We start from the raw sequence: 12,570 nt of genomic DNA on the forward strand, positions 1-12,570 counted from the left end.
ATTATCTGAATATCTGGCTTGGTTGTTTGTTGTTTAATTCTTTAAAAAGAATTTTTATAATTAACCTACTGTTTAATTTTCAAAGTTCTTCGGCTCTCTCGAGCACATGTATAATAATATCATTATAATTTTTATAAGTCAACAGTTTTTTTATATTTTTTATTTATCCATTAAATTTAAGTTGTATCTTTCAATTAAATCTATTAGCATATCTGCATATATAAGTTCTCCATTCTCATTTTTTTTAGTACTATATCCTGCATTTTCTAGAGCTTGAGCTTGTTCTTTATAAGTTTTCCCATCAAATAAACCATTTTCTCTATATCTATTATTCTCACTTAAAAATTTAGCGTGATCTTTAATTGACTCTTCTATAGAATTATATTTTCTAAATCTAGCAATCACCATATCACTGTAATTTTCACTTGTATTAGCTTCTACCATCTTTCCTCTCCAACTTTCATCAGCCTTAATCCCAAATACATTGTTACTACCTTGAGTTAATTCAGATTGCCCCCATCCGGATTCTAAAATAGCTTGAGCAACAGTTATTGATGGCAAAACTCCATACTTTTTATAACTTTTTTTAGCTTCTTTCTCAATTTTTTTTATAAATTGAAATCTATTTTCATCGACTCTTACATCTTCTCTAGTTATACTTCTTTCCTCATATCTATTTATATCAAATACTATGTATATAGATAAAATTATACAAGTTATTATAGTTACTTTCTTTAAATACATAATAATTTTCTTTTTTGTTCTTGGTCTAAGCCTCAGTTTCCTATTTAAAAGTTTTTTCCTTTTTCTTGCCATAAATGCCTCCTAACAATTTAATAATACTTTTATTATATAATAATTATTATATGCTATTTATTATAAAAAAATAAAAACCCACTCTAGGTTAGAGTAAGTTTTTATTTTTTATTTTGATTTTAATTGTATCCAAGCTTCATCATATAATCTTATTTTATCCCCTAAATCTCTGAATGTTTCAGTTTTATCCATAACATCTTTTGAAGGATATGCAACTTTATTTTTTGTCACTTCAGGATCTAATAATTCTAATGCCCCTACATTAGGAGTAGAGTATCCTATATATTCAGCATTTATCTTAGCTATCTCTGGGTCTAGTAAAAAGTTTATAAACATTTCAGCCTCTTTTTTATTTTGAGCTGTCTTAGGTATAGCCATAGCATCTACCCATTTATTTGTTCCTTCTTTAGGTATAGCATAAGCTAAATTGGGATTTTGTTCCATTAAAGTAACTGCATCTCCTGAGTATATAATACCCATAGCTGCTTCTTCACCTAAAAGTCTATCTTTTCCTTCATCATTTACATATGCAAGTACTAAATCTTTTTGTTTTATTAACTCTTGCATTGCTTCTTTTATTTCTTTAGGGTTAGTTGTATTCATACTGTATCCAAGTTTTTTTAATGCTATCCCCATAGTATCTCTTACTGAGTCAAACATCATTATATTTCCTTTGTACTTAGGGTTCCATAGTATATCCCAGCTATCTACCTTTTCATGAACTAACTTTTTATTATATAAGATTCCAAAAGTTCCCCACATATATGGAACACTATATGCACTATCTTTGTCATATACTGGACTCATGAAACTTTTATCTATATATTTTATATTAGGTATATTTTTAAAGTCTATTTTTTGAAGTAATCCTTCTTTTTTCATTTTTTCTACCATGTAATCAGAAGGGAAAATTAAATCATAGTTTGTACTACCGCTTTTAACCTTTTGATACATCATTTCGTTTGTATCATATGTTTCATATTGTACTTTTATACCCGTTCTTTTTTCAAATATAGGTATAAGACTTTCATCTATATAATCTCCGACATTATATACATTTAAAACTTTCTTAGAATCTGTTGACCCACAACCTGTAAGCATAGCAGATACTAAAGCTCCTATAGTAATTAGTACTGATATTTTTTTAAATTTCATTTACTTATCACCCCTTACTATAGATTGTTTTTTGTTAGATATTAATAATAATATTAATACTACGGTAAACATTATAGTTGATAATGCATTTATCTCTGGTTTTATACCTCTTCTTGCCATTCCATATATTTCAATTGAAAGGTTACTAACACCATTTCCAGTATTAAAGAAACTTATTATGAAATCATCTATGGACATAGTAAATGCAATTAAAAATCCTGAAACTATACCTGGCTTTATTTGAGGTAATACTACCTTTCTTAAAGCATACATTGGTGTTGCTCCTAAGTCCATTGCAGCTTCTTCTATATTTTGAGGAAGTTGTTTTATTTTAGGAAGTACAGATAAAATCACATACGGTATACTAAACATTATATGAGATAATAACATAGTTAAAAATCCAAATTCTAAGTTTAAGAATACAAATAAACTCATTAAAGCTACAGCTGTAACTATATCAGGGTTTAATACAGGTAAATAATTTATATTAAGTATTACCTTTCTTCTTTTTCCTCTCATCTTGTGAATTCCAATTGCACTTATTGTTCCAACTATAGTAGCTACTATAGAAGATATAATAGCTACTACAATTGTATAATAAAGAGCATTCATAATACTATCATTATGAATAAGCTGTTGATACCATTTAAATGTAAATCCACCCCAGTGGGCCATTGATTTAGAATCATTAAATGAGAATACCGCTAATGCTACTATTGGAGCATATAAAAATAAAAATACTAGCGTTAAATACACATTAGATACTAATTTCTTTAAAATAATAACCCACCGCCTTCCTTATCACTATCATCTTCAAATCTAGACATAATTGCCATAGATATTAAAATTATTATCATCATAAATATAGATATAGCAGATCCAAAATTCCAATCTCCTACTACGGTAAATTGTTGCTCTATTAAATCTCCTAATAGCATAAATTTACCTCCACCTAATAATCTAGATATAGCAAATGTAGTTACAGCTGGCATAAACACCATTGTTATACCTGATACAACTCCAGGTATACTTAATGGGAATATAACTTTTGTAAATACTTGAAAACTATTTGCCCCTAAATCTTTAGCTGCATTTATTAAATCATTATCCATTTTTGATAATGATGTGTATATAGGTAGTACCATAAATGGTAAAAAGTTATAAACCATTCCAAGTAATATTGCAAAGTTTGTATAAAGTAATGTTACAGGCTCTATTCCAAATAATCCTAGGAAAGAATTTAATATTCCATTTTTACCTAGAATAGCAACCCATGCATAAGTTCTTAAAAGGAAGTTCATCCACATTGGAAGTATAAATAGTAAAATTAATGTATTTCTTTTACTTATATGAGCTTTAGATATTATATACGCAACAGGATAACCTACTAATAAACATATTATAGTAGATGCTCCAGCTAAAATTATTGAACGTAAAAATACCTTTAAATAAATAGGGTTCATTAACCTTTGATAGTTATCTAGAGAAAATACAATTTTATTTCCATCTTCTATAGTAAAACTAAAGACTACCATAAGTATTAAAGGTATCACTATGAATAACGCACTCCATATTATGTATGGATAAGCAAGGAAAGATTTATTTTTTTTCATATTTATTCACTCACTTTTCTCATTATATGAATATCTTCTGGATATATATCTAATCCTAGCTCACTTCCAACAATAGCACTTTGCGTATTATGCAATATCCATTTTCTCCCACTTTCATTCACTTCGATTTCATAATGAACACCTTTAAATAATACAGATGTAACTTTTCCTTTTAACATTCCTTTTTGTGGTTCTACCATTTTTATATCTTCCGGTCTTATGACAACTTCTATATTCTCATTTTTTTCAAAATCTTTATCTACACATTTAAATTTAGTTGAGCAAAATTCAACTAAGTAATCTTCTAGCATAACTCCATCAAATATATTACTTTCTCCTATAAATCTTGCTACAAATGAATTTTCAGGCTCATTATATATGTCTTGAGGAGTTCCCATTTGTTGAATTTTACCTTTATTCATTACTATTATCTTATCAGACATAGTAAGTGCTTCTTCTTGGTCATGAGTTACAAATATAAATGTTATGCCTAATTTCTTTTGTATTTTTTTAAGCTCCATTTGCATTTCTTTTCTTAATTTTAAATCTAATGCTCCTAGTGGCTCATCTAGTAATAAAACTTTAGGTTCATTTACTAATGCTCTTGCTATAGCAACCCTTTGTTGTTGACCTCCACTTAAAGATTCAACTTGTCTGTTCTCAAATCCCTCAAGTGCAACTAACTTTAGCATTTCTTTGACTTTTTTATCTATCTCATCTTTAGGCATTTTCTTTATCTTTAATCCAAATGCAATATTTTCATATATATTCATATGAGGAAATAATGCATACTTTTGAAACACTGTATTTATTTGTCTTTCGTAAGGTGGTATATCTGTGATGTCTTTTTCTTCGAATAAAACCTTACCTTCATCTGCATATTCAAATCCAGCTATTATTTTAAGAGTTGTGGTTTTACCACAACCACTCGGTCCTAATAATGTTAAAAATTCATTCTTTTTTATATCTAAGCTTAAATTATCTAATACTTGATTATCATCATATCTTTTAGATAAGTTTCTTAACTCTATTATATTTTCTAACAAATATATCACCTCTTTCAATTAAAATGATGGTGGCGTACTCACCCAAATTACTTTAGCTTCTGTTTTTCCAGCGTTTGATATATAATGATTTGCTCTAGGTTTAAAATAGAAGCTTTCACCTTTTCTAACCTTATTTTTTTTATCCCCGATATGTAGGTATATAGAACCAGACAATACATATCCAAATTCTTCCCCTTCATGAGGTTTTTCTTCTTTATATTGTCCTCCTGGAGATAAACTTATTAAAATTGGCTCCATTTCATTTTTTTGAGAATTTGGAACCAACCATTTAAAATTATATTTTAAATCTTCATCTTCCGTCTCAAACATATCCTCTTTTGAGAAACATATTTTCTCATTATCCATTTCATTAAAAAATTCTTTTAGATTAGTACCTAAAATTTCCAATATATCTATAAGTGTAGCAATGGATGGTGATGTTAGGTTGTTCTCTAGCTGAGATATAAATCCTTTAGAAAGTTCACATCTATTAGCTAACTCCTCTTGCGTTAATTGCTTTTCAATTCTTAATCTCTTTATCTTTTCACCTATATCCATGGTCCACCTCCCAATTTTACTCATTTTTACTAAACCTTTTGTTTAAAATTTCTAAACAACAAATCATATTATATAAAATACGAACATATATTTCAATACTTTTTTTGAATTTTTCCACTTCTTTTTTATTTTTTTAAAACCTTGTATTTTAAACCTTTTGTAGATTTTTTATATTTTTTATGTTTATATTAATATTTATAAAGTTTAGTATGCCTAATTTTAAATAATCACCTATTTTCCATTATTTCGTTAATTAGATTTTTTAAAATAAAAAACTGCTATATAGCAGTTTTTTATTTTGATTATACTAACTCATAATCATCTTTATTTAGTTTACTTGCAGCAGCCTCATCTAATATTAATGTTACATCATTATGAAACTGAAGTATAGAAGCAGGAACTTGAGGGTTTACCTCTCCATGTACAGTATTATATACTGCTTCTGCTTTACCTTCTCCAGATGCTAATAGCAATATTTTTTTAGCCGCTAATATTGAGCCTATCCCCATAGTAACAGCTTTTTTGGGAACATCTTCTATTGATTCAAAAAATCTTGCGTTAGCTTTTATTGTTGAATCTTTTAAGTCTACTAAATGAGTATTTTTTATAAATACATTTGATGGCTCATTAAATCCTATATGTGCATTATTTCCAATACCTAAAACTTGTATATCTACTCCTTTTATATCTTCAATAGCTTTATCGTAATTTATGCATTCACTTACTACGTCTTTGGTCATTCCATTTGGTATATTAATATTTTCTTCTTTTATATTTATATCATTAAATAGGTTCTTATGCATAAAGTAATAGTAACTTTGGTCATTATCTCTTGGTAATTGATAATATTCATCTAAATTAAATGTTTTTATATTTGAAAAATCCAATTCTCCTTTTTCATACATCTTAACTAAATCTCTATACATTCCTATTGGAGTGCTTCCTGTAGCTAACCCTAATATAGAATTAGGTTTTAATGTAACTTGACTTGCAATTAATTGTGCTGCTTTTTTACTCATCTCTTCGTAATCTTTACAAACTAATATCCTCATATTTCCCATCCACCTTACCTTTAAATTTTTATTTAAATATTATTTCTCCACTTGAAATAGTCATTTTACAATTTAAATTCTCATCGAATATTGCAATATCTGCATCTTTTCCTATATCTAGGCTACCTTTATATTCATCTATTCCTATTGATCTAGCTGGATTAAGCGAAGCTAGGTGAACAGCTTCATTTAATTTTAAATTAGTATTTTTATAAAAGTTTCTTACCATACTATTTAAACTTGAAACACTTCCTGCTAAAGATCCACTTTCTAACCTAGCAGCACCATCTTTTACTATAACTGCCTGACCTCCTAAACTGTATGTTCCATCCTCTAGTCCTCCTGCTTCCATGGAATCAGTTATTAGTACTACTTTATCCTTTGTTTTACTATCTAATATAAACTGAAATAAATCCTTAGTTATATGTATAGTATCACATATAAGTTCACAGTAAGTATCTGTGGTTAATGCTGCTCCAACAACTCCAGGATCTCTATGATTTAATCCAGTCATTCCATTAAATGTATGAGTTATATTACTCGCCCCTAATCTTATCGCATCTCTTGCTTCTATAAAAGTCGCTGCACTATGCCCAATAGATAAAACTATATTTGTATTTCTTTTTATATCCTTAGTGAACTCTAAATTCTTATCTTCTTCAGGTGCATATGTTATAACCTTTATTACATCTTCATATTTCTTTACAAGTTCATAACTTGGATTTACTATATAGTTTCCATTTTGAGCTCCTTTATAAATTTTATTTATAAAAGGTCCCTCTAGATGCGCACCAATTACCTTTGCTCCTTTTATATTTCTATTCATCCCTCTTTTTATTGATTCTAATGCTTTAGTTATAGATTCTTCATCCATAGTCATTGTAGTAGGCAAATAAGAAGTTACTCCATGTCTTGCAATTGATTTTGATATAGTATCTATTGCTTCATCAGTTCCTTCCATAGTATCTTTTCCCATATTCCCATGTATGTGAATGTCTATTAGCCCAGGTGATACAAAATTATTATTTACATCTATTATTTCACAGTCTTTTGGTATCTCATCTGTAATATTTATTATCTTGTCATCAAATATAATATTTTTTCCCTCTAATATTTCATTTCTTAATAAAATTTTTCCATTTATTATCGCTTTCATTCTTCTACCCCCTATGCATTTAATAAAATTTCATATTGATACTTATCACTTCTAAATATAGAAATAGTATATTCTACAGGTATGTCTCCATCTATATAAGAAGTTCTTTTAAGTTTTAAGGCTAAATCACCTTCACATTGCTTTAAAATTTTTGATTCTTCTTTAGTAAGCATAATAGGTTCTATTATTTGCTCAGCCCTTTTCATCTTATGGTTATAAACATCATTTATTATTGAATATAATGAGTTTTTAGTTTTTAAATCGTTTTCCAGGTTATTGCAAATATATTTTGGTATATAACTTATTTCTAAACCAAAAGGCTCATCTTCTATATACCTTAATCTTTCAACCCTATATATCATTTGATCTTTATCATATATTTTTAATTCTTTTCTTATATATTCATCTTGTTCTGATTCTTCAAAAGATAATATATCTGTTTTTATATGAATTCCTTTTTCTTCCATAACCTCTGTAAATCCTTGCATACTAGAAAATCTATTTTTTTCTTTTCTAACTGCTACAAAAGTTCCTCTGCCTTGTACTCTATATAAAAAATCTTCATTTACTAAATTTACTATTGCTTTATTTACAGTCATTCTACTTACATTTTGTATCGTACATAATTCACGCTCTGGCATAATAGAATCTCCAGCCTTAAGTTCTCCTGATTCAATCATCTCTTTTATAATTTTCATTAATTGTATATGAAGAGGAATTGTACTATTTTTATCTACTAACTTCATTTTTCCACCACTCTTTTCGTATGGTATATACCAATTTTGGTATATACCAATTATACTATTATTTACTTATTACTTCAATACTTTGTAGTCTTTTCTTATAAAAAAATATATAAACTATATTTTATTTATAAGATACCCATAAATATGGTATTATAATAGAATATATATTTTGTAATATTAAATAAAGAGGTGAATTATATTGATAAAAATAGGTGATTTTAATAAATTAACCATTGCTAGAAAAGCTGATTTTGGATTCTTTTTAGATGCTAAAACAGGAAATACTAACGATGATATTTTCATGCATAAAAAGTTTACAAATTATGAAGTTTTAATCCCAGGAGATGAAGTTAACGTATTTGTATATAAAGATTCAAAAGATAAATTAGCAGCAACTTTAAACCCTCCTTTAGGAAAAATTGATGAAATAGGTTATTTTGAAGTTGTTGATGCTACTAAAATAGGCTATTTTATAAATATAGGATTAGAAAAAGATATTTTAGTTCCTTTTAGTGCAAAGCATTATGATATAAAAAAAGGAAATAAGTATTTATTTTACTTATATTTAGATAAATCAGATAGAATAGCTGCTACAACTAGAATAGAAGATCGTTTATCTACTGATTCAAACTATAAAGTTGGAGATACTGTTACTGGTGTAGTTTATGGTTTCCAAACAAATGATAGTGCTATGGTTTGTGTAGATAATAAATTTGATGGAGTTATACTTAATAATGAATACTTTACTAAGCTTAATATAGGAGATGAATTAAACTTAAAAGTAATAAAAGTTTATGAAGACGGAAAATTAGGTCTTACTCCTAGACAAGGTAGAGAACAAGAGTTAAACGAACTTGAATCAAAAATAATTAATTATTTAAATAATGCATCAAGAGGATTTATGCCTTATAATGATAAATCAGATCCATCTGATATATCATCTGTTTTTAACTGTAGTAAAAAGAACTTTAAACGTACTTTAGGCGTTCTTATGAAAAAAGGTTTAATAACTCAAGACGAAGAAGGAACTCGTTTAGTTTAATAAAAAAGTAGGATATTATCCTACTTTTTTTGTTCTTCAACTAATTCTCCTGTATATATGTTTATCTTCTGTTCACCTAAACTCTGATTGTGAACATGAGCTTGTAAAGATCCTTCATCTTCATCTTCAACGCTAACATGAACATCCACTATATACTCATCTCCAACCTGCTTTATATCTTCCTCAGTATTAGAAACTTTATTTCCATATTTAGATTTTAAGACTTTAATTGCTAATTCTTTAGATATAGGCTCAATCTTTTTTTCATAATTTTTGCTTTTGTAATCTATTTTTTCATCTTTTTCATTTTGTTTTATTACAAATAATGAAAAGCATGAAACAATTAAAACTAATATTACTATGATATATCTTTTTTTCATCTATTCGCTCCAAATTTTAGAAATTATAAACTTTATATTTAAATAATTATACCATAAATTAATATTATTAATATCTTTATAACTAAAAAGAGAATGTTAAAAACATCCCCTTTTTAGAATTAATAAATACAACTTTTTTTATTTATTAAATTGTGGTAGATATTCTTTATGAGCCTTAATCATTTCATCTAGTATAGTTTTTGCCAAATCATCAGATGGTATTAGCGGATTTATACAAAGTGCCAAGTATGCAGAATTGTAGTCTCCACATACAGCAGCTTTAGCAGCTAGTAACTCAAATGACTTAATTTGACTTACTAGTCCGTCAACAGCATCTGGTAAATATCCCATTGATAGTGGCTTCGGTCCATTTTTAGTTATAACACTGCTAACCTCAACAGCTTGATCATCTTTGAAATTTCTTATAGCTCCATTGTTTAGAGTATTTACAACTTGGATATCTTGTTTATCATTATAAATTGAGCTTATCAAGTTGCAAGCTGCATCACTATAAAATGCTCCTCCCCTCTTTTCTAGTTGAGGTGGTTTTATATCTAATTTTTCATCTTTATATAATTCAAATAATTGATCCTCAAGTTCCTTAACCACTTGCCCTCTTGATTTACCTTTTGAAAACTCAGTTAATTCTTCATCTAGCATTTCTTTGGTTTTATAATAATATCTATGGTATGGACAAGGTATAAGCCCTAAATTTTTAATAAAATCAGCATTAAATTCTATGGCTTTTATATTTTGCATAGATAGTTTTGAATGTACAAATTTATCTATAGCTTCATTTGTAATATCATTTCCATCTAATGAAACATTTAACCCGTATACCATATGATTTAAACCTGCGAAATCCATTTGTATTCTTTCATTCTCAACATCAAATAATTTAGCTATTCCATTTTTCATACCTATGGGTACATTACATAAACCTATATAATTTTTAAAATTAGTATATCTAAATACTGCTTCAGTTATTATACCTGTTGGGTTTGTGAAGTTGATAATCCAAGCCTTAGGACATAATTCTTCTACATCTTTTATTATATCTAGTATTACCGGTACAGTCCTTAAAGCTTTAAAAAGACCTCCTGCGCCATTAGTTTCTTGACCTATAACACCATGAGATAGAGGAATACTCTCATCTTTTATTCTTGCTTCTAATAACCCTACTCTTAGCTGAGTTGTTACAAAATCAGCATCTTTCAATGCTTTTTTCCTATCTAAAGTAAGATGAATTTCCATATCAACTCCAGCTTTTTTTACCATTCTTTTTGCCAGATTTCCAACCGTTTCTAATTTATGTTTCCCCTGTTCTATATCAACTAACCATAATTCTTTTACTGGTAATTCATCATATCTTTTTATAAACCCTTCTACAAGTTCTGGAGTATAACTAGATCCTCCTCCTATAGTCACTATCTTAAGTCCCTTTTTCATAGTTTCATCTCCCATCGTAGTCTTTATAATTCTAAATCATCAAAGCTAAAATCATCATCATTACTTTCTACTGGAGTTAATGTTCCTTTTCTTTGTTCTATTTTTTCTGATGCTATAACAAATGGTATATAAATTAATATTGATATTAATAAGTTAATCATTGCTAATACACCACCACTCCAGTGACCTGTTGCCATTATTCCACCTAGTATTGGAGGTGTAACCCATGGTATCTTAGGCATTATTACCGGCATTACCCATCCTATTTTTATAGCCATATATGCAACTCCTGAGCATATAACTGGAGCTAGTACAAAAGGTATCATATATATTGGATTTAGTACTATTGGTAACCCAAATATAACTGGCTCACTTATGTTAAAGCAAGATGGCGCTAATCCTAAAGCAATCATATCTTTACGTCTTCTACCTGCTATTATTAAGGCTATTATTAGACCAAGTATCATACCTGACCCACCTAAATATACGAATGCATCAAGGAATGATCCTGCAAAAATATGATAACCTTGAGTTGCTCCAGCTTGAGCTAAAGCTGCATTTTCAGCCCCTAAGTCTAATAATAACGTTTCGGTAACGGGCATTGCTATATTTGCCCCATGTAATCCAACTGTCCATAGTAAATGTATAAAGAAAGTTACTAACATCGTTGATCCTAATGAATCTGCCATTCCTTTAAGCGGTGCTGCTAAATAAGTATTTAATAAATCATTTAAGAATAATCCACCTGTGAACTTCTTTATCAACACTCCTATAATTCCAAATATTGCTATCGTTAACATTCCTGGTATAAGTTTTGCAAAAGATTTAGCTACAGCTGGTGGAACTCCATCCGGCATTTTTATAGTCATTTTCTTTATTTTAGATAATCTAACAAAAACTTCTGTTGAAAGTAATCCTATAACTATAGCTGAAAATAATGCTGAATTTGATATATATCCCGAAGGAATAAATCCCCATCCAGAACTTATTATTTTACCTGCTTCATTTTTTATATCAGCTACCTGAGGTGCCATTACAAAGAAAATTGCTAATGCTATAAGTCCTGCTTGTAATCCATCTTCATCATAAGATTTAGCAAGATTATATGCTATTGAAACAACTAAAAATACAGCCATAGTGGCAATTGATCCCCACCATAAATCTGCTCCCAACATCGTCCAGTTTTCCCCAAATATTTTTGCCATAAAGTTTTTATATGCTTCTACTGGCAAATTATTTACTAGTGTTGCTACAGCTCCTATCATAGTAATAGGTATCATTGCTACGAAACCATCTCTTACTGCTACTAAATGTCTCTGTGCACCTAATTTTCCAGCTACAGGGATAATATACTTATCCATAAATTTCATTATTGCACCCATAATTACTCCTCCTTTTATTTTTATCTCAAAACGTTTTCTTAGGTTGTTCAATTAATCACTTTATCTAATTTTTAGTACATACATAATTTCATAATCTATATATATTTTATATTGTTATATATATTATATTTTAAATGTATATACATTTCAATAGTTTTATAAAAACATTTTCCCG

13 protein-coding genes are annotated in these 12,570 nt (G+C 28.3%); 1 reads left to right on the forward strand and 12 read right to left on the reverse strand.

Going from position 1 to position 12,570, the window contains the following annotated elements; translation table 11 throughout:
• Nucleotides 1-159: 159 nt before the first annotated feature.
• The 9 genes from ATCC9714_RS15955 to ATCC9714_RS15995 all read right to left on the reverse strand — a co-directional run bounded on the left by ATCC9714_RS15955 (nt 160) and on the right by ATCC9714_RS15995 (nt 8,142).
• Entirely contained in the window at nt 160-816 is a 657-nt protein-coding gene (locus ATCC9714_RS15955; protein WP_055332974.1) for a glycoside hydrolase family 73 protein, read from the reverse strand.
• A 108-nt stretch (nt 817-924) separates the two neighbouring features.
• Nucleotides 925-1,971, reverse strand: a complete 1,047-nt coding sequence (locus ATCC9714_RS15960; RefSeq protein ID WP_021127816.1) for an ABC transporter substrate-binding protein — start codon at nt 1,969-1,971, stop codon at nt 925-927.
• Nucleotides 1,972-2,646, reverse strand: coding sequence for an ABC transporter permease (locus ATCC9714_RS15965; protein WP_021127815.1), 675 nt, complete (start codon nt 2,644-2,646; stop codon nt 1,972-1,974).
• 98 nt (nt 2,647-2,744) lie between these two features.
• Nucleotides 2,745-3,584 carry an ABC transporter permease gene (locus ATCC9714_RS15970; RefSeq protein ID WP_057545892.1) on the reverse strand — a complete coding sequence of 280 codons (840 nt, stop codon included), beginning with the start codon at nt 3,582-3,584 and terminating at the stop codon, nt 2,745-2,747.
• Between the two features lie 2 nt (nt 3,585-3,586).
• Nucleotides 3,587-4,630, reverse strand: a complete 1,044-nt coding sequence (gene potA / locus ATCC9714_RS15975) for a spermidine/putrescine ABC transporter ATP-binding protein (RefSeq protein WP_057545891.1) — start codon at nt 4,628-4,630, stop codon at nt 3,587-3,589.
• A gap of 18 nt (nt 4,631-4,648) precedes the next feature.
• Nucleotides 4,649-5,188: a helix-turn-helix domain-containing protein gene (locus ATCC9714_RS15980; protein ID WP_021127812.1), complete on the reverse strand. Its 540-nt coding sequence runs from the start codon at nt 5,186-5,188 to the stop codon at nt 4,649-4,651.
• Nucleotides 5,189-5,490: 302 nt separating this feature from the next.
• Complete coding sequence (gene nagB / locus ATCC9714_RS15985) at nt 5,491-6,240, reverse strand: glucosamine-6-phosphate deaminase (RefSeq protein WP_021127811.1); 750 nt, start codon at nt 6,238-6,240, stop codon at nt 5,491-5,493.
• 28 nt (nt 6,241-6,268) lie between these two features.
• Nucleotides 6,269-7,396: an N-acetylglucosamine-6-phosphate deacetylase gene (gene nagA / locus ATCC9714_RS15990; RefSeq protein WP_057545890.1), complete on the reverse strand. Its 1,128-nt coding sequence runs from the start codon at nt 7,394-7,396 to the stop codon at nt 6,269-6,271.
• Nucleotides 7,397-7,407: 11 nt separating this feature from the next.
• Complete coding sequence (locus ATCC9714_RS15995) at nt 7,408-8,142, reverse strand: GntR family transcriptional regulator (RefSeq protein WP_057545889.1); 735 nt, start codon at nt 8,140-8,142, stop codon at nt 7,408-7,410.
• 199 nt (nt 8,143-8,341) lie between these two features.
• Between ATCC9714_RS15995 and ATCC9714_RS16000 the strand changes: the two genes are divergently transcribed.
• Nucleotides 8,342-9,184, forward strand: a complete 843-nt coding sequence (locus tag ATCC9714_RS16000) for a CvfB family protein (protein ID WP_021122585.1) — start codon at nt 8,342-8,344, stop codon at nt 9,182-9,184.
• A 20-nt stretch (nt 9,185-9,204) separates the two neighbouring features.
• On the opposite strand, the gene ATCC9714_RS16005 is transcribed toward ATCC9714_RS16000, so the two are convergent.
• From ATCC9714_RS16005 to ATCC9714_RS16015, 3 genes are all read right to left on the reverse strand, one after another.
• Nucleotides 9,205-9,564, reverse strand: a complete 360-nt coding sequence (locus tag ATCC9714_RS16005) for a hypothetical protein (RefSeq protein WP_021127807.1) — start codon at nt 9,562-9,564, stop codon at nt 9,205-9,207.
• A gap of 138 nt (nt 9,565-9,702) precedes the next feature.
• Nucleotides 9,703-11,013, reverse strand: a complete 1,311-nt coding sequence (locus tag ATCC9714_RS16010; protein ID WP_057545888.1) for a 6-phospho-beta-glucosidase — start codon at nt 11,011-11,013, stop codon at nt 9,703-9,705.
• A 23-nt stretch (nt 11,014-11,036) separates the two neighbouring features.
• Nucleotides 11,037-12,395, reverse strand: coding sequence for a PTS sugar transporter subunit IIC (locus ATCC9714_RS16015; protein WP_077065747.1), 1,359 nt, complete (start codon nt 12,393-12,395; stop codon nt 11,037-11,039).
• Between the last annotated feature and the right edge of the window lie 175 nt (nt 12,396-12,570).

It is taken from the genome of Paraclostridium sordellii, assembly GCF_000953675.1.
In the GTDB taxonomy this organism is placed as follows: domain Bacteria; phylum Bacillota; class Clostridia; order Peptostreptococcales; family Peptostreptococcaceae; genus Paraclostridium; species Paraclostridium sordellii.

Coding starts and splice junctions, on each gene's coding strand:
- ATCC9714_RS15995 (WP_057545889.1), bottom strand. CDS start 8,142: ATGAAGTTAGTAGATAAAAATAGTACAATTCCTCTTCATATACAATTA.
- nagB (WP_021127811.1), bottom strand. CDS start 6,240: ATGAGGATATTAGTTTGTAAAGATTACGAAGAGATGAGTAAAAAAGCA.
- ATCC9714_RS16005 (WP_021127807.1), bottom strand. CDS start 9,564: ATGAAAAAAAGATATATCATAGTAATATTAGTTTTAATTGTTTCATGC.
- ATCC9714_RS15970 (WP_057545892.1), bottom strand. CDS start 3,584: ATGAAAAAAAATAAATCTTTCCTTGCTTATCCATACATAATATGGAGT.
- ATCC9714_RS16010 (WP_057545888.1), bottom strand. CDS start 11,013: ATGAAAAAGGGACTTAAGATAGTGACTATAGGAGGAGGATCTAGTTAT.
- ATCC9714_RS16015 (WP_077065747.1), bottom strand. CDS start 12,395: ATGGGTGCAATAATGAAATTTATGGATAAGTATATTATCCCTGTAGCT.
- nagA (WP_057545890.1), bottom strand. CDS start 7,396: ATGAAAGCGATAATAAATGGAAAAATTTTATTAAGAAATGAAATATTA.
- ATCC9714_RS15955 (WP_055332974.1), bottom strand. CDS start 816: ATGGCAAGAAAAAGGAAAAAACTTTTAAATAGGAAACTGAGGCTTAGA.
- ATCC9714_RS15965 (WP_021127815.1), bottom strand. CDS start 2,646: ATGGCCCACTGGGGTGGATTTACATTTAAATGGTATCAACAGCTTATT.
- ATCC9714_RS15980 (WP_021127812.1), bottom strand. CDS start 5,188: ATGGATATAGGTGAAAAGATAAAGAGATTAAGAATTGAAAAGCAATTA.
- ATCC9714_RS15960 (WP_021127816.1), bottom strand. CDS start 1,971: ATGAAATTTAAAAAAATATCAGTACTAATTACTATAGGAGCTTTAGTA.